Here is a 22,238-nt window from a genome sequence, read left to right as displayed (position 1 = left end):
TTCTCATTCACTCCAGAAAGTGAGCACAAGGCAGCCGAAAAACGAGAAGGCGCCGGGTCGTCATCCCGGCGCTGCGGAGAAAGACGGCGTTCAGAGCGCGAACAGCTCTTCGGGCATGGCGGTCAGGCTGGCGCTGCCCGCCTTGATGGTCGCCACCAGGCTGCGGGTTTCGGGCAGCAGTTTCTGGAAGTAGAAGCGCGCAGTGTGCAGCTTGGCCGTGTAGAAGTCGCCCTCTTTGTCCAGCGAGGCGCTCGCCATGCGCGCCCACAGGTAGGCGTAGGTGAGGTGACCCAGCAGGCGCAAATAGTCCACGGCGGCGCCGTTGGCCTCGTCGGGGTTCTGCATGGCGCGCCCGCCGACCAGCATGGTGGTGTCACGGACCTGCTGCAGGGTCGCGCCGAGCGGTTCGGTAAATTCCTTCAGGCGCCCGTTGCCCTCGTGTTCCTGCAAGAAGGCCTGAATGAGCGCGCCGAACTTCTGCAGTTTCTGGCCGCCGTCTCCCAGCACCTTGCGGCCCAGCAGGTCCAGGGCCTGAATGCCGTTGGTGCCTTCGTAGATCTGGGCGATACGGGCGTCACGAACAAATTGCTCCATACCCCACTCGCGGATATACCCGTGCCCGCCCAGCACCTGCATGCCCAGGTTGGCCGCCAGGGTGCCGTTGTCGGTCATGAAAGCCTTGGCAACCGGGGTGAGCAGCGCCACCAGATCGGCGGCGTCGGCCCGCACGCCCGCGTCAGGGTGGGCGTGTTCCACATCGAGCTGCAAGGCCAGCCAGCGCGACAGGGCGCGCGCCCCCTCGTTGTAGGCCTTCATGGTGAGCAGCATGCGGCGCACGTCGGGGTGCACGATGATCGGATCGGCACTCTCATCGGGCCTGGCGCGCACGGGAGCGCGCATCTGCAGGCGGTCACGCGCGTAGGCGAGGGCGTTCTGGTAGGAGGCCTCCGCGACCCCCAGTCCCTGCAGGGCGGTACCCAGACGCGCGCCGTTCATCATGGTGAACATGTGCGCGAGCCCCTTGCCCGGCTGCCCGACAAGGTAGCCGCGCGCATCGTCGAAGTTCAGCACGGCGGTGGCGCTGCCCTTGATGCCCATCTTGTGCTCGATGGAGCCGCACATCACCGTGTTGCGCTCACCGAGGCTGCCGTCTTCTTTGACCAGAAACTTCGGTACGATGAAAAGCGAGATGCCCTTCACGCCCTGCGGCGCGCCTTCGATCCGCGCCAGCACCAGGTGCACGATGTTCTCGGCGAAGTCGTGCTCGCCGGCCGAAATGAAGATCTTGGTGCCCGTGACCGCGTAGCTGCCGTCATCGAGTTCACGTGCCCTGGTGCGCAGCAGGCCCAGGTCGGTGCCCGCGTGCGGTTCGGTGAGGCACATGGTGCCGGTCCACTCGCCGGACAGAAGCTTTGGCAGGTAGGTCTGCTTGAGGTCCTCGGAAGCGTGCGAGTGAATCGAGCGGTACGCGCCCTGCGACAGTCCGGGGTACATCGCCCAGGCCATGTTGGCGCTGTCGAGCATCTCGCTGACGTTGTTGCCCAGCACGTAGGGCAGGCCCTGACCGCCGTACTGCGGATCGCCGCCCAGCGAGGGCCAGCCGGCCTGCACGTACTTGCGGTAAGCCTCCTTGAATCCGGTGGGGGTGCGCACCTCGCCCTCTTCCCAGCTGCAGCCTTCCTCGTCCCCTACCCGGTTGAGGGGGTGCAGTTCGTTTTCGCAGAAGCGCGCCGCTTCCTCGAGCACCTGATCGAGCAGCTCTCCCGAGGCGTCCTCATAGCCCGGCAGCTGGGCCAGCAGGTCGGGAGCATGTAAAAGTTCGTGCAGGACAAAGCGCATGTCGCGCAGCGGGGCCTTGTAGCTGGTCATGGTGGTTCTCCTTATCAGGGTGCTCAGGACGTGGAGCTGGGGGCCGTCATGGTCTGGCGGACCTGCTCCTGCAGGGCGCGCCAGTTGATCTTGCCGGTACCCGCGACGGGCAGGCCATCCACGATCTGCCAGTCGCGCGGAATCTTGTAGGCTGCCAAATGTTCGCGGGCCCACTCGGCGATCTGCTCGCCCGTAGCGCTCTGGCCCTCACGCAGCACGATCAGCGCACGGGCGCGCTCTCCGGTACGTTCGTCGGGTACGCTGATCACGCAGGCCTGCAGCACCGCCGGGTGCTTGTAGAGCACGTTCTCGACCTCGGCAGGCCAGACTTTCAGACCGGCTGCGTTGATCATGCGCTTGAGGCGGTCTACCATGAAAAAGTAGCCTTCATCGTCCACGTACCCCAGGTCGCCGCTGCGCAGGAAACGCGTGCCGCCGAGCTCCACGAAGGCCTCCGCGTTCGCTTCGGGACGCTGCCAGTAGCCCTGCATGACCTGCGGGCCGCTCACGACGATCTCGCCGGTTTCGCCCGGGCCGAGCTCCGTGAGGGTCTCGGGGTCGATGATGCGCGCCTGGGTGGAGGGAATCGGTACGCCCAGGCACTGCAGCTTGGGGGCCTGCGGCGGGTTGGTGTGGGTCTGCGCCATGGTCTCGCTCAGGCCGTAGCCTTCCAGGAAACGGAAACCGGCCAGTTCCTCGAAGCGCCGCCCGACCGCTTCGGGCAGGGGCGCTCCTCCTCCACTGACTCGCCGCAGGCTTCTGAAATCCTCCTGAGTCAGGCCGGGCTGGGCGAGCAGGTCGACGATCATGGTGGCGGTGTTGGTCCACAACGTGCACCCCTGCTCACGAATCAGCGTGATGGCCGTCACGCGGTCCCAGCGGGCCATCATCACCAGTTTCGAGCCGCCCGCGACGACCGAGAGCATGGAATTGACCAGTCCCGTCACGTGAAAGAAGGGCAGGGTGCCCAGCGAGATGTCCTCGCAGCTGGAGCGCACCCACACGCCCGCCGCATGCACGTTGGCCTGCACGTTGCCGTGGGTGTGCATACAGCCCTTGGGGCGTCCGGTGGTCCCCGAGGTGTAAGGCATCACCGCGAGGTCGTCGAAGCCGACTGGCACGACCTCGCCCTCGGCGCCCGAAAGGGCCTGCGCCCAGGTGACGTCGCCGCCTTCGGCGTGTTCGTCTGCCTGCAAGGTCTCGGGCACGGGCACTGGCGAATTTTCGGTGCCCACGCAGCAGTTCGCCACGACCGCGTGCCCCAGTCCGGCGGCCCTGGCCTTGGTATACAGTTCGGCGCCCACCACGCCCACCCGGATGCCCGCGTCCGCGAGAAAGAAGCTCAGCTCCTGCGCGGTGAGCATCGGGCTGAGCGGCACGACCACACCACCCGCGCGCCAGACCGCATGGCAGGCGGTCACGAACTGCGGGCTGTTCTGCAGCCATACCAGCACCCGGTCACCCTTACCGACACCCTGGCGTTGCAGATGACCCGACAGTCGGGCGGCGTCCCTCAGCAGTTCGGCAAAGGTCAGTTCCCGCCCGTAGAACCACAGACCCACCTTGTCCGGAAAGCGCGCGGCGGTTGTTTCCAGGTTGTGGTACAGGCTGCTGCGCGGGGTGGTGAGAAAGCGCGGAACGCCCTCGGGCCAGTAGGACGGAAGCGGCGCTGAACGTGAAGTCATGAATCCTCCAAAAAGCAGGGACAGGGCAAGAGGGAAGCGAGGGCACGGAAACGCCCGGTCAGGGCTCCGACAAGAAAGGCGCGATCGGCCTGGGCTTTCAGTTTGTCTGTCGCTTCAGGCTATCGCTATTGTGCTGTGAATGAAACCGGCTTCTGACAGTAGGGACACGGCAGGCGGCCCGGAACCCCTGCGAATCGAGGATCCTGCGCAGGTCGCGCTGCTGCTGAGCGCCAAGGCCCGGCGTTTCCTGGCTCCTTTCACGCGCACAGAGCGCCCCGCCGCCGAGGCCGCACGGTCGCTCGGGGTGCCGCTCGAAACCCTGATGTACTGGCTGCGGCGCTTTCAGCAGGCCGGACTGCTCACGGTCGTGCGCGAGGGGCGCCGTCAGGGGCGGGCCGTGAAGTACTACCGCGCCAGTGGCGGGGCTTTTTTCATTCCTTACCACGCGGCCCTGCAGGAAACGCCTGAAGCGCTGGTGCTCTACAACCGCGAGCCCCTGGAGCGGCAGCTGGTGAGCAGCCTCGTGCGGGCCGGCCTGGAAAACCTGGCCGCGCAGGGAGAGCGGGAGTGGGGCGTGCAGGTCCGACCCGACCGGCAGGGAGAGCTGGTGTTGCAGCACGCCCGCCAACGCGAGACCCGCGCCGACCTGCTGACCGGGCAGACGCCGGTGTACCTGAGTCTCTGGGCAGCCGACCTGGAACTCAACACGCCCGACGCGCTGGCTTTGCAGCAGGAGCTGGTGGAGGTCTTCCGGCGCTACCGTGGCCGCGCAGGAGCCCGCCCTTACCTGCTGCGCCTGGCGCTGGCACCCCGAGTGAACGCGGACGCGACCTGAAGTGACCGGCCTGAGCCCACAAACCAGGACTACCCGCCCCGCTGTGCACTGGTACGGGCGGAAACATCGTTCACGAAACTGACGACCTCCTCAAAACGGTCCTGGTCCGCAGCGGGCACGCTGCCTTCGTACCGCAGGCGCAGCGCCCAGTCGATCAGACCCGCCCAGCGGTGAAGCAGTGGCCGAACCCAGCGTGCCGCCTGCTTCTTGGAGACCTGCTCTCCGTGCGTCACCGAATACAGCGCCCGGCAGAGCGTCAGCACGGTGTACGCCTGACCGCCCGCGTGCTGCATCTCCAGCACCCAGCCTGGCCAGGCACCGGAGTGCTCGCGCACCACCTCGACAAACTCTGCCGGACTGATGTCCGGGAGCAGCTTCCGGGGCGGCGGTCCGAGCAAGGCGACGCCTTCACTCCGCACCATGTACCAGTTCAGCAGGTAATGTCTTGTCGCCGCGATCTGGTGCAATGCCTCACCGGGGCTGATGCGCACCATTGTTCCAGGCCGGGTCCGGAATGACGCCAGCGCTTCCCGGGAGATGTAGTCCACCTCGATGCGGTCACGCCAGGCCGGAAAGTCGGCGGCCAGCCGGTCGTGCATTTCCCCCAGCGCCGCGAATCCGGTCTCATCCACGTCACGTGTCAGGACGGCCAGCAGGTCGAGGTCACTGCGCTCGGGGTCGAAGTCGCCCGCGACAAGCGAACCATAGAGGTACAGGCCAGCCAGCGTACTTCCAAACTCACGTTCGATGTCACGCCGCAGGCGCTGAAGCAGCGAATCGACCTCGGGCGCGGCAGAACGGAACATGCAGCGGAGTGTACACGGGCATCGGCCAGCGGGCATCAGCCATTGCCCTTAAGTCACTCCCGCTTGCATTTCAATCTTATGCCGCCAGGCCAGGCTAAACCCCAACAGGTCGCGTACAGCGGCGCCCTCGACCGGCCCTCGGCTTCACTCCAGATCTCCAACTTCAGCGAGAGTTACGCGCCCCTGCTCCCTCCGGTCGGGTCAAGCTTTACTGAGATGTTTGTGTATTGAGCCGAGCCATGGGAAGCTTGGTGTGTCACATCCCCTCAAGCCCACGAGCCGATTGAGATCTTTGACCATCCAGGTCGTACTGCAAATACCGGCCGGGCTTGAGGCACTTCAATCAGGTGCAACAGTGTTCAAGGCGAACGAGCCTGCACACAAGCATCTCATCCAACGTCACCACGAGCATTGACGCAACCAAATCGGATTTGTTGTATTGTCTCAATAGGATGCGACAAACTTTGGAGACGCTCGACACGCTCATCAAAATCGACCTTCACAGCGGCGTCCCCCTATACCTCCAGCTCGCCGAAGCACTCAAAAGAGCCATCGACCTTGGGCAACTCCAGCCGGGCGACACGCTCCCGCCCGTACGAAACTTCGCTTCACGACTCCGCATCGCACCCAACACCATCGTCCGCGCCTACGCCGCACTTCAAGACGCCGGCATGATCGAGAGCCGCGCGGGCGCCGGCACCACCATCACCGCCCGCTCTCACGCGCCACCACACCAGCACGACGAGTTACTCCGGGAATTCCGGCTTGCCGCCACCCGGCTCCTCCACGCCGGAGTCTCCACCACCGCCATGCACCAGGAACTGCACGAATTGGAATCCGCATTCAAGGAGGTTTCATCATGATGCCCACTCTTCTCGAAGCGCAAGCGGTCCACCTCCGCAAACAGGGCACCGCGATCCTGAAGAACTGCTCGATGCGAGTGACGCAGGGCAGCATCTACGCGCTGCTGGGCCCGAACGGCACCGGAAAGACCACCCTACTGCGGGCCCTCATCGGGAACGAGCCACTGCAGGGCGGGCAAATCAACATTCTCGGGCTCAACCCTTCCAAACACCAGCGTCAAGTGAAGCAGCAAGTGACCCTGGTTCCCACCGGCGGCGCCCTCCTTCCCGCGCTTGACGCGGAAGCGCACTTCCGGGTCGGTGCGCGATTTCACCGGCAGTGGGACGCCAGCATCGCCCGCACGACGGTCGAACTCTTTGAGGTGCCATTCGGTCGGTCGGCCCGTCACCTGTCCACCGGCCAGCGCATCGGTCTGGCGCTCGCGTACGCGTTCGCCTGCCAGCCGCGCGTCCTGATTCTGGACGAGCCAACCAACGGCCTGGATCCCAGTCACCGTCAAGTGCTGCTGTCCCGCCTCGCGGAGTTCGCCGCGGACGGCGGGACCGTCCTGTTGACGTCTCATGTGCTCGCTGAAGTCGAAGGCATTGCCGACCACGTCGGATTCATGCAGGGTGGGCGGGTCGTGCTCGAGGACGCCATGGACACCCTGAGGGACCGGCACAAGACGATTCAGGCGGTGTACCAGGACATGATCCCGTCCACCATCACCGCGTGGCTGGCAGCGCACCGTGCGCCCCGCGACGTGCACATGAGCGGTACGGTGCTCGAGGTTCACGCGGCCGGAAACGTGGATGAGGTCGTTGAGGTGCTGATGGCCGCCCGCCCGCTCGATTTGAGGGTGCACCCAAGGCCGCTGGAACGCCTGTACGCCGACGTGATGGGAGCGTCCGCGTGATCTGGTTCGAATGGTCAATGCGACGCACCATCTGGGCGGGCGTTCTCCTGCTGACCCTGCTGTCCGCCGTGCTCTACGCGCTTTACGCCTCGCCGTTCAGTGGCATGTACGGGCTGGCTGATCGCGAGCGTGACCTCCGCGGTGCCCGCGTCCCGTTCTTCTCGGCGTTGCACTGGGGCATGCTGGAATTCGCCTTGATCATGTTCGCCGCGTGGCTTGGCGCGACGGCGCGTGAGAACGCCGCATTCCTGAATCTTCAGCCGCTGTCGAGAACCGGCGTTGTGCTTGGCCGCTTGGGGTTCGGGGTCGCGCTCCTGGGTGGCCTGGTCCTCGTCGCGATGGTCGCGCAGGGCGTGGTCATGCCGACGCCGGCGAGTTGGATGGAGCGAAGCGAGGTGTGGTGGTACCTGGGGCTGGACAGCGTGATGGTGTTCCTTGAAGCGTGCTTTGTGTTCGGCCTCGCGACCCTGCTTTCCAGCCGCCTCCCGATGGCGAGTGCGAGTCTGGTGGCGCTCACGCCCGTGCTGGCGGATTACCTGCTGCGCCCGTCAGGTGAAGGCGCGGGTGGATTCTGGGCGACCACGCACTTCTACACGTATTTGAGTGTTGACTTGGTGCGCAAGGGCGCGACTTCGTGGCTGGCGTTCATCACCGCGAACGAGCCGCAGCGCATCCTGCTCACGGCCGAGATGCCCATGAAACTGAGCGTTTCAGCGTTGCTGGCGGTGATCGTGTTGGTCGGCGCGTTCCTGATCTGGAGCAAGCGGACGCACGAGGCATGGAACACACCAACAACCAGTTAAAAGGACTTTATTCAGTGTGGGGCGTCTTGAGGCTGCCCCACACTTTTTTCGCACAACCTCAAACGCCTATACCCACCTTTAAAACATCACCGGGAGAGACTTAGATTGGCATTCCCGGCACCCTTTCCGCGCCTGCCCTGTTCGCGGGCTCTTCATCCCTGTACCTTGTCCTTCGTGAGGATCATCATCGGCGTCACGGGGGGCAGCGGCATTCCTTATGCCCAGGACCTGCTGAGGGCCCTGCAGGAGCTGAACATCGAAACACACCTGATCGTGACGGCGGGAGCGGCCCGCGTGATCAGCGCCGAACGGAGCACCCTGGAAGAGCAGCCCGGCAAGGTCACGGACCTGGAGCGTTTTGCGCAGGTGGTGCATTCCGACCGTGACCTGGGCGCGAGCGTCGCGAGCGGAAGCTTCCGCACCGACGGCATGGTGATCGTGCCGTGCAGCGCCAGCACCCTCGCCAAGGTCGCGCTGGGTCTGGGCGACAATCTGGTATCACGCGCCGCGCACGTCACGCTCAAGGAGAGACGCCGACTGGTGCTGGTGCTGCGCGAGGATCCCCTGCCCCGGCCCATGCTGGAGAACATGCTGCGCGCCTTCGACGCCGGGGCGACCATCATGACGGCCAGTCCGGGCTTTTACCACGCGCCCGAGAGCGTGGCGGACATGCTGGGCTTCGTAACTGCGCGCGTGCTCGACCAGTTCGGCCTGGACACAGGACGCATGCAGCGCTGGGGTGAAGCGTGAGCGGCGCCTGCCTGCAATCGGGCCAATCGGGCCGCCGCGCCGCGCTCATTCCGGCGGCGGGCTCGGGTGAGCGGCTGGGCCTGGGTCCCAAGGCGCTGGTGGAGGTAGGCGGCCTGACCCTGCTGGAGCGGGCGGTGCGGGCACTCTCTCCTCACGTGGACGAGGTGCTCGTCGCGCTGGCGCCTGGAATGGAGCGGGCGCTGCCTCCCCTGAACGCGCGCACGGTCCTGGGCGGGTCTTCGCGGCAGGAGAGCGTGCTGAATTTGCTGCGCGCGACGGAGGCCGAGGTGGTGCTGGTGCACGACGCCGCCAGACCCTTTCTGGGGGCCGCGCTAGTCGAGGGGCTGCTGGAGGCCGTGCACGAAACCGGCGCGGCCACGGCGGCCCTGCCCTGCGCCGACACGCTGGTGCGCGCCCACGGGGGCCGCTGGGCCGCCCTGGTGGACCGCGAAAACACCTGGGCGGTGCAGACCCCGCAGGTGTTTTCGCGCGAACTGCTGCTGGCTGCCCACGAGCGCGCCCTCCGGGAAGGCTGGAGCGCCACCGACGACGCGGGCCTGATCGTGCGCGCGGGCGGCGAGGTGCGGCTCGTGCCGGGAGACGCGCGCCTCTTCAAGGTGACCACGCCAGGTGACCTGGCGCTCGCACGCGCCTTCGCAGGCACCTGGGACGGGGAGGCACGCACGTGATCCTCTTCGCGCCTGCCAAGGTAAACTTCGGCCTCAGCGTCCTGTCGGTCCGCCCGGACGGGTATCACGAGTTGCACTCCGTGATGGTGCCCCTCTCGGTGGGCGACGAGCTGGAGATTGCTCCGGCCGGACACCTGTCGCTGGTGGTGCAGGGCGCGCAGCTACCCGAGGGCAACGGCAACCTGGTGTACCGCGCCGCCCGCGCGTACCTTGACGCCGCCGGAGTGTGGGAAGGCGCGCGTATCGTGCTCAAAAAGCTGCTGCCGGTCGCCTCCGGTCTGGGCGGGGGATCGTCGGACGCGGCGAGTACCCTGCTGGGGCTTGCCCGGCTGTATCCGTCGGAGGTGTCGCGGACACCGGGCGGTCTGGCGCGGCTGGCCCTCTCTCTTGGCGCCGACGTGCCGTTTTTCTTGCGTGAGGGCGCGGCAATCGCGCAAGGTGTCGGGGAACGGCTCTCCCCCATTCGGTTCCAACCGGTGCACCTTGTGCTGGCCAATCCCGGGGTGGCGGTCAGCGCCGCCGACGCCTACCGCTGGCTGGACGAAACGCACGGCTTTACGCCCGCGCTGGACCTGCCAGCCGTCCTCGCGGCCCTGCACGAGGAGCGTGAGGTGCCGTGGCTCAATGCGCTGCAGCCTGCCGTCATCGCGCGTCACCCCGAAATCGCGCGCGCGCTCGCGGCCCTGTCGGAAGTCGGGCTGCACAGTCCGCTGATGAGCGGCTCGGGGGCGACCTGCTTCGCGCTGGCCAGTTCACCCGAACAGGCGGCAGACGCGGCCCGGCGTCTGAGCGAAGCAAACCCGGCCTGGTGGGTCCGCCCGGCCCGCACGCTCAGCGAGTAACGAAGGAGGCAGCCCCGGAGGCCACCTCTTTGGGGCACACTTCAAGGACGGTAGGTTTTGCGCGCCTCAATTACGCCAGGAACGCCGGTGCGGTAGAACACGAAGGAGATTGGCAGGTTCGAGCCGCTCGACGGTATGAAATTGATATCGATCTTGTCGGTCGTCGCCCGCCACAGCAGCGCCGGCTGGTCCGGCTTGGTCAGCACGCCGCTACGTGGCAGCTTGATGGCCTGCTGCAGTGCGCCGTCCACGAGCTGCATTGCGCCCCGGTAAAGCCCGCCACGGGGCGAGAGCGCGACGGCGACGCCGGTGGTACCCAGCACCTCCAGATCGTACAGCACGCCATAGTTGCCCGCCAGTCGCTGCGGGGTGCCGGTCAGGGCGTCCACTCCCACCAGCACCGGATCGAAGTTGCCGTCACCGATCACCAGCCGTGCGGGCAGGGCGTCCAGCGTCACGCGCAGCTTGCGCACCGCCCCTGGGAACGTGCCCCGCTGGTGCTTGCCGTCACTTGGCAGGGTGGGCAACTGCTGGATCGCCTCGGCTGTGGGAGGCAGGCCATCTTCGATCATCAGAAAGCTCACCTCGACGCGTCCACTCGTATCGATGTCCTGCAGCAGGTTCACGCCACTCCCCGGATGAAGCACCGGCGAGACGTACAGGGCGGTGTACTGCCCATTCTGCAGTGTCAGTTGCCCGCCTCCGGTGGAGGCGAAGTACTCCATCAGCGTTACCTGGCCAAGGGTGCCTTCGATGCGGGTCGGCGCGGTTTCGCCCAGTCGCAGGGAACGCACGTCGACCGGAGTGGCTTCCAGGTTGCGGGCCATCACGTACAGGCGGGCCGGGCCGCGCAGGGCGTTGAGGTGGTATGCGAGCAGGCGTGCGCGTCCGACCACGGTGTCCTGATACAGCAGCCCGCTCTGGGTCGGCGCTTCGGGAGAGTCACTGAACAGCAGCGGGAAGTTCTGCGAAGGCACCCCGTACGGTGCCAGGGCCGGGTAACTCAGGATGCCCGAGTCGGCAAACGTGTCACCGGGTTCGCCATACTTCAGTGCAAAGCTCAGCGGGTTGTCCTGTGGTGCTCCGACGACCTGGATGGTGCGCGAAAACGGCGCACTCTGCACGCCACGACTGTTCTGCACTTGCAGGGACACGGTGTAGGTCCCTGCCTGGAAGAACGCTTCCTGCCGCCCGGTCCACTTGCGGGCAGTGATGTCGGCGCCGTCCGGGTCAAAGGCGTACTCGGTGTACACCACCCGCTCGCCGGGCGCGTACACGTTCTTGTCCGTCGAGAAGCGCGCTTGCGGTGCCAGGGGATTGTCGTTGCGGCCTCTCAGCGCCGTGAGGGTCAGCGTGCGGCCATCTTCAGAAAAGCTGATGTTGGCACCCAACGCGTCGGCGAGCAGGCGCGCACTGACGTACGTCTGGGCGTTGAGTGTGGCGACGCTGTCCGCTGCCTGCGGCGTGCCGTTCAGCCACGCTTGACCCGACCGGGTATCGATAGCAGCACGACCGAAACGCACGTGGCTGCCCTGCGCGTCCACCGGCACCTCAAGCAGGGCAGCACTTTCACGCAGTGCCAGCATGGTGCGGCCCTTCACGATCCGGGGGGGCATCTGCAGCGACGTGGCGCTGCCGTTCAGGTAAGCGGCACTCTGATCGACGGCGGCGACCAGTTGCACCGAACCCACCAGGGCGAGGGCGTTGCCCAGGGCGAGCAGCAACGCGGTCAGCAATGTCGGGGCAGCGGCACGGACATGAAGAAAAGATAGGGGAAAACGAAAGGGAAGATGCACCGGCACAGTATATCGGCGCTCTTCTGACGGGGGACTTACACAAAAACCTCTATCAGGCGAACCGCGCCGAGGTGTTCAGCTTGGCCGAGCCACGCCCGCAGTCGATTTCGCCCGGCGGCGCTCGCCTGCCAGCCGCAGTTCGTCGAGCAACAGCAGCGCCACATTGATGGCGTAGCACAGGGCGAGCGTCACACCAATGACGGTGGACGCTCCACCGACACTTAGATCCAGCAGGTACGGAAAACGCCAGCCGCCCAGCACTGCCACGCCCCCGACCACGGCCGCTCCCCAGATCAGCTGCAGCACCAGTCCCCAGGCGACGTCCAGAAACGCCACCCCCGGAAACACCACGCACAGCAGACGGAAGCGCCACGGGCGTGGCGCGGCGCGTACACCCGGCGGCCGGGGTACGAACAGCCACAGTATCGCGAGGCCCAGCGTGAACAGCAGCGCGCTCACCCACAGCCACTGCAGGGGTCGTGGCAGACCGCTGGGAAAGCGCACCAGGTAAACCCAGGGATTCTGGACGATCTGCCTGAGTTCGCCGCTCAGCGCGCCGTCAACCGCGCGGTATACGTGCCGGTCTGTGGGGTAGCACAGGCGTGGGGTGCTGCGGTAGACCCGCTGAAAGTTCGCTTCGAAGGTATTGGGGCCAAGCTGCAGGTTGTAGGCCGGGGCGCTCAGGTTGGGATTGCGGGCCAGCGCCGCACGGTAACGTTCACGGGCACCAATCTCGTCTCCACCGGCTTCCAGCAGTACCCCCAGGTTGTTGAGCACACAGGGATCGCTGCTCACGCCGTACTGCCCGCGGGCTGTGGCGTTGTCACCGTCGAGTTGTGCACCCAGACCACGGACCAGCCGGGCGTCCGGCGCGCCGACTTCCAGCCCCAGCTGCTCCAGGCCGTCATAAAACCACGCACCACCGTAAGTGCCAAAATTCAGGGCCGGAGCGTTGGCGCGGGTGTAGGTACGCGCCGACCAGGCCCAGGCACACAGCGACACCAGCAAAGCACCCAGCAGCGCCACAAAGGCGAGTTTCTCCCCAAATCCCCAGTAGGACAGCAGAATGCGCCGCAGCCGCGAAAGGGGGTGGCGCCGCCAGGCGTGCAGTCGTCCACCCAGCGGCGCCAGGTCACGGCCCTGCAGGGGCCAGGCGCGCGCTCCCAGCGCCAGGGCCGTGGCCGCCAGAACAAGCAGCAGCATGAAGGTGGCCCAGCGGGACACGTCACGCACGGCCAGCAGAGCGTCAGGCCCCAGGCCGTACAGGCTGCCGCGCGACAGTTCACGGGTGAAGGCGCGCCATTCGTACGCTTCGCCCAGCCGATTCTGCGATTCGAGCAGTCCGACGTAACGGCCGTACACATCGCGGTATCCCTCGAACCGAGGTGAAATATCACGCATGAAGCGCAGCCAGGCTTCAGCACGCAAAAGCTTGCCACTGCCGAGCAGCAATTCGAGGTAACCCAGCGGGTTACCGTAAGCTTTCAGGGCGGATCGTGACACGGGCAAGGCCGGATCGTAACCCAGGGCGGCCCAACTTTGCCGGGCATTTTGCAAGGCGCGGTCGGCTGCGTCCGGCAGACCGGCCGAGTCGAAGTACTGGGCCAGACGCACGCTCACAAAAAACGGGACGTTTTGCATCAGGGCACTTTCGGTCGCGCGCGCGGCCACATCGCCCTGGCGGGTCTTCAGGGCGGCCGTGGCCAGAAACGCCTGTGCGAACGGATTCGTCGGGTCACGCTGCACTTGCGCCTGCAAAGCCTCCAGGGCGGCGCGCGCATCCGCAGGGCTGACGTGGTCGAAACCCACTTGCCGACGGGCGGTGCGTTCCAGCCAACGGGTGGTGCTTTCCAGAGGTGGAAACACCACCCGTTCACGCAAAACGTCTCCCTCAACCGAAAAAGCTTCCAGCACCGCACCGTAGCGCACGGTGACTCGCAGCTCACCGCCGCTTTCGTCGAGAGCGGCAGCGTCGCTGGGCAAGTCGATGCGTGCTTCGACCTGCCCTTGTTCGCCATACGCATACAGTTGCGGTCCCACGGCCAGCCAGGTGCGGGCACCCACGGTCACCGGCCCGACCAGAGAACCGGCCGAAGCCTCGAAGGTGCGCGACCAGCGCAGTCTGCCGTTATCCTGGGCACTCAGGGTTCGTGCACTTTCTTCCAGGGTGACCTGGGCGCTGGCCGGACCACCCATACCAGCCCAGCCGAGGAGACAGGCGAGCGCAAAACGCAAAAGCACCGGCCTGCTCATTGCCGAAGCAACTGCACGGAACGCACGGCCATCGCGACAGCACCGGCCAGCAGTTCGGGCAGCTCTCCCGTGCGCGCCGCAAAGAGCAAACCGAGCGGTACGGCCAGCAGGGACGCGGCCGGGACGGCAGCCAGCTTCAGGCGCGTCTGCCACAGTCGCCGGTAAAGCGGAATGAACAGCAGACCCACGCCCAGCACCACCAACAGCACCACCGGGCTGCTGACGGCCAGCGCGCCGATCAGGGGCGCAATGCCCGCACCACCATTGAAACCGAAGAACACAGGGTAATTATGCCCGATGATGACCGCTCCCACGGCCAGCCAGGTCCAGTCGGGCGCCAACAGCTGAGCGGCCAGCACGGCCAGACTGCCCTTGAGAATGTCAAGCACGAACACCAGCAGTGCGGCGAAAATACCGTACTGCCGGTAAATACCGCTGGCTCCGGGCGCGTCGTGTGCCCGGACATCATGGCCACGCGCGCGAGAATAGATCACCCCGAATATCAGTGAACCGAGCAGATAGGCGATCAGGGCCACGAGAACGGGCATGCAGGCATTCTATCGGCCTTCGCGCCGGGCCGCAGGCCCGTTTCTGCGGGTACGCTTCCGCACTTGTCGGTCACCAGCAGCTTCCGGCGTGTTTGAAAAGCTCATCCCAACCACTCCACAGACGTAGGAAAGGCGCGGATGACCGTTCGGTCATCCGCGCCTTGATCCGGGAAAGTCACTGTATTTGGGGGTAGCGTCCCGTCGGCGCTGTTGTGGCTTCCCGGTCAATCATCCGTCACTGCAGGGAGACAGGCATGACGTTGCTGGGCACCTGAACATTGACGGTCGTGTTCGCCTTCACTTCAACGTTCACCTGCGCAGTGATGTTCGTCTGGATGTTCTTGAAGATCACGACGTACGTTCCGATCGGCAGGTTGTTGTAATTCTCCTTCGCGATCTCGGTGCCGGTGTTGACATTCTTGACGGTCACGTTGATGAACTTCTGCAGTTCGGCGCTGAGGTCGATCTTCAGACTGCCCGTGTTGGTCTGCTGTCCATCACCCTTGACTTTTTCGGGCACCTGCACGGTCACCGTCTTGTTGATCTGGACGTCCACGCGGACTTCCACGGTCACGTTGGTCTTGATGTTCGTGAAGACCAGCACGTAGGTGCCGGCGGGCAGCTTGGAGACATCCTGGTACATCTGACCGGTGGTGGCGTTCCTGGCCGTGACCTTGATGTCCGCCATTGCTTCGGCGTTCAGGTCGAGGCTCACGCTGCCGGTGTTGTTATTGCCGGGGTTCTGGCCAGGAGCGGTGCCGCCCTGACCAGGAGGGTTGTTGGAGGGAAGTTGAGTATCGGCCATCTGCCCACAGGCTGCGAGGGTGAGGGCACCGCTGATCAAAAGTGCAGAAAATCGCTTCATTTTATTTTCTCCTGTCGAGAGTGATTCGAGATTGGCCCGTTACGGTCTTACTACTCAAAGTACGATGTCTCTGTACATTTGACGCTATTTTCAACATTTACGCAGCGCGGAGCGCCTGTATACTGGTATTGAATATCCGCCCACCTCCTGTAATGCTTCGGTTGTACGGGAATCGCGACCATCTCAAGATAGATTGTAATAATACGCTTTTAAGTGCTTTTGCGCCAACTTCTACTTTAACCGAAACTCAGAAGTTCATCTCACCTATCAGGAAATAAAGTGACTTGAATTGTATTTGACCGATGCCATGAGCATAAATCAATCATTGCATAAGAAGAATGGGTACCTTATGAGACCAGTGGCGTGTGAAGCGCGAGGCTTCGATCAACGACCAGGACCCGCAAACTCCAAGCCTTATTGTTTACCTCAAGTTCGGCTCTCAGAAACGCGGATGATTGTTCCCATATCTGAATTCAAGTTGAAAAAACTCACTTCATCCATTCCCGTCGTTACACACGATTCAGGTGGTGAGAACGCGCACTGAAGGACCAAAGTTTAGGACGGCGCGGCCAGCCACGAAGCGTCATTATCTGCCATCTGCCCAGCAGGCCATTCAGAAGGGACAGTAGCTGATCACGGGCTTTGGGGAGCGCTTCATCACCACACCTGTTGGTGGGCAGGGCCTGGAGCGGGCAAGAAGCAGCAGGTCCTCCTTTCCTTCTCCTTTGCAATCACGCTGTAGGCTGAAGGCATGACCCTGGCCCGTGAGGACATCGAGCGCTATTCGCGCCAGCTGATGCTGCCCGGCTTCGCGGACAGTATGACCACCCTGCGCTCGGCACGGGTGCTGATGGTGGGTGTAGGGGGTCTGGGTTCGCCGCTCTCGACCTATCTGGTCGGTGCAGGCGTGGGGCAACTGACCCTCTGTGACGGCGACCGGGTCAGCCTCTCCAATCTGCAGCGCCAACCGCTCTTTACGGCGCCTGACGTGGGCCGCCTGAAGACGGAGGTGGCCGCCGCACGCCTGCAGGCGCTCAATCCGTCGGTGCAGTTGCGCACGCTCGGCGCATTGAATGCCACAAACGCTCCCGGTCTGGTGCGCGCGCACGATGTGGTCGTGGATGCCAGCGACAACTTCACGACCCGCTACCTCGTTTCAGATGCCTGCGCCGCCGCCGGCGTGCCCAGCGTCTGGGGCGCGGCAGGCGGCTTCGAAGGCATGCTCAGCGTCTTTTCGGGCGATCTGACCTTGCGCTCGGTCTTTCCCGAACCAGGAGGAGACGACTGCGATACCGTCGGGGTCCTGGGGCCCCTGCTCGGGGTGGTGGCGTCCGCAATGGCCGTCGAGGTCATCAAGCTGCTGTCCGGACAGGGCGAGGTCCTGCTCGGTAAATTGTGGACGTACGATGCCTTGACGGGGCGGGTCCGCACCATCGCCTTGCGCTGAATCCTCTGGGGTACACCGCAGCCGAGCCGGACCACGCCAACCCATACAGCTGTCATTGAACGCGCCACTAAAACTCACGGACCTCACCGTTTTTTGCCTGAAGATCGTAATTTGTCGTTTGGCACGCAAAGTTATGTTACCATTCACATGAGCAACCAACACGCTCAAAATGAATGCTTCAGAGGAGTTGTCATGACACAGAAGCGTGGAGCAAAGAAAGCCGCCAGCAGCAAAGCACCGGCCAAGCCCGTTCGTCGAGGCAGCGAGAAAATCGCCAAGACGCAACTGGTCGAGACAGTTTCGGGACAGACCAGCCTGAACAAAAAACAGGCCGGTGAAGCCGTTGCCGTGATGCTGGACGTAGTCGTGGACGCCCTCCGAAGCGGCAAGAGCGTTGGCCTGCCTGGTCTGGGCACCTTCAGCGTCACCAGCACCGCCGAACGTCAGGGCGTGCGCCCGGGGACCAGCGAGCGCATCACCATTCCTGCCGGCAAGAAAATCCGCTTCAAGGCAGCGAGTACCCTGAAGTCGTCACTTGGCGTCAGCGAATAAGGAGCATTTCCCAGGGGCGCCCTCGGTTCAGGGCGCCCTTTTCAATTTTCAGCTCATGACCTGATCTACGAGAGATCTGCGAGATTGCAGGGGCGGAGAGCGACGGACGGGCAGGGCTGGGGCCGGGTGGCTCATGAAACGACCGGCGACCCAGAGCCACCCGCCCTCACGGCAGGATTCGGTCGACGACGCCTTCGCATTCGAAGTGCACCGCACCGGAGGACACCCGGGCACTTCGGACCTGCCTGCATTTATCCTTTGTGAAGACTCTGCCTCACTGTACCGTACGGCACAAGCGCGTGTGCGTGCAGCCATTAGGTTGACAGCATCCTGATTCTGGAGGACATATGAAGAAATGGCTGATTCTCAGCGGTCTCGTGCTGATGACCACGACCCTCGCCAAGCCGATTGTCGTCGGTTCGAAACTTGACCCGGAAGCGCAGTTGCTGGGGCAGATGATCTTGCTCACCTTGCAGAACGCCGGACTTGAGGTGACCGACAAAACCACCCTAGGAGACACGGGCGTGAATCGCAAGGCCATTCTGGCCGGGGAGATCGACGTATACCCGGAGTATACCGGCAACGCCGTGTACCTCTTTCCGGACGCCAAGATCGACGCGGCCTCCGCAGGTAACCCCAGCAAGATTCACGCCCTGGCCAAACAGCTCGACGCCAAGAACGGCATCACCTGGCTGAAGTCTGCCAACGCCAACAACACCTGGGTTGTCGCGCTGCCGGAGGCCTTCGCCAAGACCAACAAGCTCACTTCACTGACCGACCTCGCCAAATACCTCAACCAGGGCGGCAGTTTCAAAATTGCCGGTTCACCCGAATTCTTCGACCGCCCGGATACCATGCCCGCCTTTGAAAAGGCCTACGGCTTCAAGCTCAAGCCCGCGCAGAAGCTGGTACTGGCAGGCGCCACTCCGCCGCAGACACAGCAGGCGGCGGCCCGCGGCACCAGCGGTGTCAACGCTGCAATGGCCTACGGCACCGACGGGACGCTGAGCGCCCTCAAGCTGGTGTCGCTGAGCGACCCCAAAGGCGCGCAGCCCGTGTACCAGCCTGCACCCATCATCCGTTCAGACATCCTGAAAGCCAATCCGAAAATCGAAGGGCTGCTCAATAAGGTCTTTGCCTCGCTGGATCAAAAGACCCTGCAGAACCTCAACGGACAGATCGCCGTCGAGGGCAAGAACGCCCGCGACGTGGCTCAGGCCTATCTGAAAAGCAAAAACCTCATCAAGTAAGAATCGGCAAAAGCCGTCGGGTGCCCCGGAAACACCGGGGCACTTTTTCGTGCCATCCAGGGCGCTTTATGGTCTGAGCGCTGCCCGTGAGGCTCAAGGTCAGTAAAGGATGCGCCAAGAGCCCTCAGAGAGGTCAAGGCTAGACTGACCCCAAGGAGGCGATCATGTCGAATGACATCCGCGAGCAGATGCCCGTGAAGAACTCTCTCAACCAGGAGATCGGCACGGTGATCAAATCAGGTGACGAGTACCTGAAAATCGTGCTGTCCGGTAATGAAAAGACCTACTGGGTCCCCAATTCCCTGATTGAACGGGTTGACAACCATGTTCACCTGACCGCGTCCGGCGACGACCTCGCGCACCGCTGGATGACCAAAGACCCCGAGGCTTTTCGCGATCAACTGGTTGATGAATCCTCGAAGGAGAGCTTTCCGGCAAGTGACCCGCCCTCGTTCAATCCGGGCAAGACCTGAGAGTTGACCGCATCACGAAAGAAGCGCAGCAGCCCGGTGAAGCTGCTGCGCTTCTTTACCAAAAAGTGGTCTGATTCTCAGTTTACTCACTGAAACGCGTCCAGCACACAAAGTTGGCAGCCTTTCAGGTGGATGCTACACTTCGGAAGTGATTCCTGAATCCTTACTCCACGGCGTTCAGGAAAATCAAGAACAGCTCGAAAACCAATTTGGCTAACCAAACGGCCCAGCACTGCTGGGCCGTTTTTGGTGGTCTGCCGTTTCGAGAGCGCCCGTGGGCGTTTTTCGAGGAAAGGGTGGAAGAGGTGAAGAAAAACGCGTACAACCCCGGTGATCGCGTGGTCCTGCCGCCATACGGAATTGGCGTGGTGTGTGGCATCTCCAAACGCCGCATCAACGAAGCGACCTTTTCGTACTACCAGGTGGAATTCCCCAACTCCACCTCGCGGGCTTATGTTCCCGTGGACGCACCTGGTGGAGTGGGCATGCGCCCAGCGCTCACCGGCGCCGACATGCCCGAACTGCTCAACCACCTGCGTGACGGCCACATGAACTTGCCCCGGCAGTGGGCCGCCCGGCACCGCAAAGTCACCGAAATCCTGGTCAGCGGCGATCCTTACGAACTTGCCTCCCTGGCCTCCGAACTGCGCCGCTGGAACGTCGCTCGCGGTCTGCCCGACCTTGACCGCCAGGCTTATCGCCGGGCCCTCAAGCTGCTGGAACAAGAAGTACGTGAACTTGCCGACGTGAATGCCGGCGACGTACGCGCCATCCTCGACAGCGCCTGGGGCGAATCGCCAAACTGAGCCAGCAACGGTCAAAGGCGCAGGGTGAAAGTCACCCTGCGCCTTGTGCGAGAACTTTTGATCAAACGGGCCTTGCCGGAAGGTCGACCGCAGTTTTCAGCAGTGCCAGCACGTCAGTCGGAACACTTGCCACGCGGTACGACCGGTCGGTCATGATGTGCTCGGTCCGGCCCGTCGCGAGCACTTCTGTCGCTCCCGGCTGAAGTTCACGCAACAAGCGGTAAGCGAACACCAGCTTGCGGCTGCGTGCTTCCTGCATCCAGGTTTCCAGCGTCAAGTCGTCGTCGTAACGCGCAGCACGCCGGTAGTGCACCTGCAAGCCCGACAGCATGAGGTAAAACCCGCGCGCTTCAATGTCACGGTAACGCAGGCCCAACAGTTGCAGCACTTCACTGCGCCCGATTTCAAACCACACCGGGTAATTCGCGTGGTGCGCCACACCCATCTGGTCGGTTTCGGCATAACGCACGCGAATCGGCGAGCGGGCAATCAAAGCGGCGCTTCTCCTGCAGGGTAAAACTCCAGCGTGGGCGTACGGCGCAGCTTCACCTGACGCGCCACCTCACGCTGCAAATGCCCACGCGCGTGCGTCACGGCGTCGAGCATCGCGGGCACGTCACCCAACGCGGACAGATACACGCGCGCAATGCCAAAGTCCGACGTGACACTCACACGTTCCACGGTCACAATCAACGGAATACGAGGGTCACGCAACTCAGCGATGGCATTTGACAGCACCCGCTGCAACTGCGACTCGATCTGCTGCGGCTTCATGCGTTCGCCACTCCGGCACGCTGCGCGATGACGTCCGCTATGCCGCGCGCCACCTCATGAATCTCGGCTTCCTCTGGTCCCTCCACCATCACCCGCACGAGCGACTCTGTACCACTCGGGCGCAAGTTGACCCGCCCACGGCCCGCCAGACGCTCCTCGGCCGCCGCCAGGGCCGCCGCGACCTGCGGATCACGCGAGACGCCCAGCTTGTCGGCCACGCGCACATTCACCAACGTCTGCGGAAACATCACCAGCTCGTCGTGCACATCATCAAGCGACACGCCCAGCTGCCGCGCCGCACGCAAAGTCTGCAACGCCGTCAGCACGCCATCACCCGTCGGACTGAGATCCAGAAACAACACGTGCCCACTCTGCTCGCCTCCCAAGTGCAAATTCCCGTGCAGCAGACGCTCATGCACGTACCGGTCACCCACCTGCGCGCGCTCCAGCCTGACACCGGCCTCAGCCAGCTTCACTTCGAGGGCCATGTTCGACATGATCGTCGCCACCACCGCCTGCTCTCCCCGCGCCCGCGCGTTCAGCAGCAGCATATGATCCCCGTGCACCACGTTGCCACGCGAATCCACGAACAACGCACGGTCGGCGTCACCATCGAAGGCCACGCCCAGATCGTAACTGCCTTCCCGCACGAGACGCTGAAGATGCTCCATGTGCGTACTGCCACACCCCCGGTTGATGTTGCGTCCATCAGGCGTGGTGTAGATCGCAAACACGTCGGCACCCGCGCCCTGAAAGACCTTCGGAGCAACCCGGTAGGCCGCGCCGTTCGCACAATCCATCGCGATGCGCAGCCCGGTCAGGTCAGGCGCCAGCGCACGCAGATAATTCACGTACAACCGCTCCGCCTCACTGTAGTTGGTCACGCTGCCCAGGCTCACCCCGGTGACCAGCGTCAATTCCGACACACGCCCGATCTCCGCTTCGATTTCCAGCTCCAGCACGTCACCCAGCTTCTCACCACCAGGACCAAAAAACTTGATTCCGTTGTCCTCGTACGGATTGTGCGAAGCGCTGATGACCACGCCCGCACTCGCCTTCAAATGGCGCGTCAGGTAACTTACGCCCGGCGTGGGCAGCACGCCCAGGTGCACCACATTCACCCCGCGCGATGTCAAACCGGCCGCCAGGGCCGCTTCCAGCATGTCGCCACTTTGACGCGTATCCTTGCCGATCACGACCGTCGGCTTGTCCGCCGAGCGCTTGAGCACCTCGGCCGCCGCACACCCCAGCTGCATCACCCACGACGCCGTGAGCGGATATTCACCGGCCACCGAACGGATCCCATCGGTGCCGAAGTATTTGCGTTCTGTCATGGCGGATATGATACCGCCGCAGGATGGGAGGCGCGGTGAATACGAGAAGGCGGCCGGACTGCAGGGTGAGCAGCAGGAATGCCTGACAGCGCACATCGACCT

Annotated in this window: 22 protein-coding genes; 12 read left to right on the top strand and 10 right to left on the bottom strand. The window is 63.9% G+C overall.

Features of this window, described 5'->3' with window-relative positions:
* Positions 1-90: 90 nt before the first annotated feature.
* Both DEIPE_RS14490 and DEIPE_RS14485 read right to left on the bottom strand, forming a co-directional pair.
* Entirely contained in the window at positions 91-1,869 is a 1,779-nt protein-coding gene (locus DEIPE_RS14490; protein ID WP_015236724.1) for an acyl-CoA dehydrogenase C-terminal domain-containing protein, read from the bottom strand.
* A gap of 23 nt (positions 1,870-1,892) precedes the next feature.
* On the bottom strand, positions 1,893-3,554 hold the full coding sequence (locus DEIPE_RS14485; protein WP_015236723.1) for a long-chain-fatty-acid--CoA ligase: 1,662 nt from the start codon (positions 3,552-3,554) through the stop codon (positions 1,893-1,895).
* A gap of 139 nt (positions 3,555-3,693) precedes the next feature.
* Here DEIPE_RS14485 and DEIPE_RS22405 point away from each other — a divergent pair, with 139 nt between their 5' ends.
* Positions 3,694-4,389, top strand: a complete 696-nt coding sequence (locus DEIPE_RS22405) for an ArsR/SmtB family transcription factor (RefSeq protein ID WP_015236722.1) — start codon at positions 3,694-3,696, stop codon at positions 4,387-4,389.
* A gap of 29 nt (positions 4,390-4,418) precedes the next feature.
* Here the strand turns inward: DEIPE_RS22405 and DEIPE_RS14475 are convergent, their stop codons facing one another.
* On the bottom strand, positions 4,419-5,195 hold the full coding sequence (locus DEIPE_RS14475; RefSeq protein ID WP_015236721.1) for an aminoglycoside adenylyltransferase domain-containing protein: 777 nt from the start codon (positions 5,193-5,195) through the stop codon (positions 4,419-4,421).
* A 452-nt stretch (positions 5,196-5,647) separates the two neighbouring features.
* On the opposite strand from DEIPE_RS14475, the gene DEIPE_RS14470 reads away from it, so the two are divergent.
* From DEIPE_RS14470 to DEIPE_RS14445, 6 genes are all read left to right on the top strand, one after another.
* A complete protein-coding gene (locus tag DEIPE_RS14470; RefSeq protein ID WP_015236720.1) occupies positions 5,648-6,058 on the top strand; it encodes a GntR family transcriptional regulator in 411 nt (136 codons plus the stop codon).
* Entirely contained in the window at positions 6,055-6,954 is a 900-nt protein-coding gene (locus DEIPE_RS14465; protein ID WP_015236719.1) for an ABC transporter ATP-binding protein, read from the top strand. The genes DEIPE_RS14470 and DEIPE_RS14465 overlap by 4 nt, the downstream gene beginning before the upstream one ends.
* 17 nt (positions 6,955-6,971) lie before the next feature.
* Positions 6,972-7,757, top strand: coding sequence for a hypothetical protein (locus tag DEIPE_RS14460; protein WP_245557540.1), 786 nt, complete (start codon positions 6,972-6,974; stop codon positions 7,755-7,757).
* A gap of 174 nt (positions 7,758-7,931) precedes the next feature.
* On the top strand, positions 7,932-8,507 hold the full coding sequence (locus DEIPE_RS14455) for a UbiX family flavin prenyltransferase (protein ID WP_041231588.1): 576 nt from the start codon (positions 7,932-7,934) through the stop codon (positions 8,505-8,507).
* Positions 8,504-9,196 (top strand): 2-C-methyl-D-erythritol 4-phosphate cytidylyltransferase, encoded by a 693-nt coding sequence (gene ispD / locus DEIPE_RS14450; protein WP_015236716.1) that lies wholly within the window; start codon positions 8,504-8,506, stop codon positions 9,194-9,196. The genes DEIPE_RS14455 and ispD overlap by 4 nt, the downstream gene beginning before the upstream one ends.
* Positions 9,193-10,038 carry a 4-(cytidine 5'-diphospho)-2-C-methyl-D-erythritol kinase gene (locus tag DEIPE_RS14445; RefSeq protein WP_015236715.1) on the top strand — a complete coding sequence of 282 codons (846 nt, stop codon included), beginning with the start codon at positions 9,193-9,195 and terminating at the stop codon, positions 10,036-10,038. Before ispD ends, DEIPE_RS14445 begins: the two co-directional genes overlap by 4 nt.
* Before the next feature lie 41 nt (positions 10,039-10,079).
* Here the strand turns inward: DEIPE_RS14445 and DEIPE_RS14440 are convergent, their stop codons facing one another.
* The 4 genes from DEIPE_RS14440 to DEIPE_RS14425 form a co-directional block, all read right to left on the bottom strand.
* The gene (locus DEIPE_RS14440) at positions 10,080-11,840 is read right to left on the bottom strand and encodes a stalk domain-containing protein (RefSeq protein ID WP_015236714.1); all 1,761 of its coding nucleotides are present in this window, start codon (positions 11,838-11,840) and stop codon (positions 10,080-10,082) included.
* Between the two features lie 69 nt (positions 11,841-11,909).
* Positions 11,910-14,075 (bottom strand): hypothetical protein, encoded by a 2,166-nt coding sequence (locus DEIPE_RS14435; protein WP_052326711.1) that lies wholly within the window; start codon positions 14,073-14,075, stop codon positions 11,910-11,912.
* 8 nt (positions 14,076-14,083) lie between these two features.
* Complete coding sequence (locus DEIPE_RS14430) at positions 14,084-14,635, bottom strand: glycerol-3-phosphate acyltransferase (RefSeq protein WP_015236712.1); 552 nt, start codon at positions 14,633-14,635, stop codon at positions 14,084-14,086.
* Positions 14,636-14,870: 235 nt separating this feature from the next.
* Positions 14,871-15,500, bottom strand: a complete 630-nt coding sequence (locus tag DEIPE_RS14425; RefSeq protein WP_015236711.1) for a hypothetical protein — start codon at positions 15,498-15,500, stop codon at positions 14,871-14,873.
* Positions 15,501-16,251: 751 nt separating this feature from the next.
* On the opposite strand from DEIPE_RS14425, the gene DEIPE_RS14420 reads away from it, so the two are divergent.
* The 5 genes from DEIPE_RS14420 (at position 16,252) to DEIPE_RS14400 (ending at position 20,028) form a co-directional block, all read left to right on the top strand.
* Positions 16,252-16,947, top strand: coding sequence for a HesA/MoeB/ThiF family protein (locus tag DEIPE_RS14420; RefSeq protein WP_015236710.1), 696 nt, complete (start codon positions 16,252-16,254; stop codon positions 16,945-16,947).
* Between the two features lie 192 nt (positions 16,948-17,139).
* Positions 17,140-17,499: an HU family DNA-binding protein gene (locus DEIPE_RS14415; protein ID WP_015236709.1), complete on the top strand. Its 360-nt coding sequence runs from the start codon at positions 17,140-17,142 to the stop codon at positions 17,497-17,499.
* Positions 17,500-17,846: 347 nt separating this feature from the next.
* Entirely contained in the window at positions 17,847-18,749 is a 903-nt protein-coding gene (locus DEIPE_RS14410) for an ABC transporter substrate-binding protein (protein WP_015236708.1), read from the top strand.
* Between the two features lie 164 nt (positions 18,750-18,913).
* On the top strand, positions 18,914-19,222 hold the full coding sequence (locus DEIPE_RS14405; RefSeq protein ID WP_015236707.1) for a DUF2171 domain-containing protein: 309 nt from the start codon (positions 18,914-18,916) through the stop codon (positions 19,220-19,222).
* Between the two features lie 296 nt (positions 19,223-19,518).
* Positions 19,519-20,028, top strand: a complete 510-nt coding sequence (locus DEIPE_RS14400) for a CarD family transcriptional regulator (RefSeq protein WP_015236706.1) — start codon at positions 19,519-19,521, stop codon at positions 20,026-20,028.
* A gap of 61 nt (positions 20,029-20,089) precedes the next feature.
* Here DEIPE_RS14400 and DEIPE_RS14395 read toward each other — a convergent pair whose 3' ends face one another.
* From DEIPE_RS14395 to glmM, 3 genes are read right to left on the bottom strand one after another with little or no spacing between them, the layout of a single operon-like run.
* The gene (locus DEIPE_RS14395; protein WP_015236705.1) at positions 20,090-20,521 is read right to left on the bottom strand and encodes an acyl-CoA thioesterase; all 432 of its coding nucleotides are present in this window, start codon (positions 20,519-20,521) and stop codon (positions 20,090-20,092) included.
* Positions 20,518-20,802 (bottom strand): 30S ribosome-binding factor RbfA, encoded by a 285-nt coding sequence (rbfA, locus tag DEIPE_RS14390; protein WP_015236704.1) that lies wholly within the window; start codon positions 20,800-20,802, stop codon positions 20,518-20,520. Before rbfA ends, DEIPE_RS14395 begins: the two co-directional genes overlap by 4 nt.
* Positions 20,799-22,136 (bottom strand): phosphoglucosamine mutase, encoded by a 1,338-nt coding sequence (gene glmM, locus DEIPE_RS14385; protein WP_015236703.1) that lies wholly within the window; start codon positions 22,134-22,136, stop codon positions 20,799-20,801. The genes rbfA and glmM overlap by 4 nt, the downstream gene beginning before the upstream one ends.
* Between the last annotated feature and the right edge of the window lie 102 nt (positions 22,137-22,238).

This window comes from Deinococcus peraridilitoris DSM 19664 (assembly GCF_000317835.1).
Taxonomy (GTDB): Bacteria; Deinococcota; Deinococci; order Deinococcales; family Deinococcaceae; genus Deinococcus_A; species Deinococcus_A peraridilitoris.
Note: the sequence above shows the minus strand (reverse complement) of the source record. Positions and strands in the feature narration are given on the sequence as shown.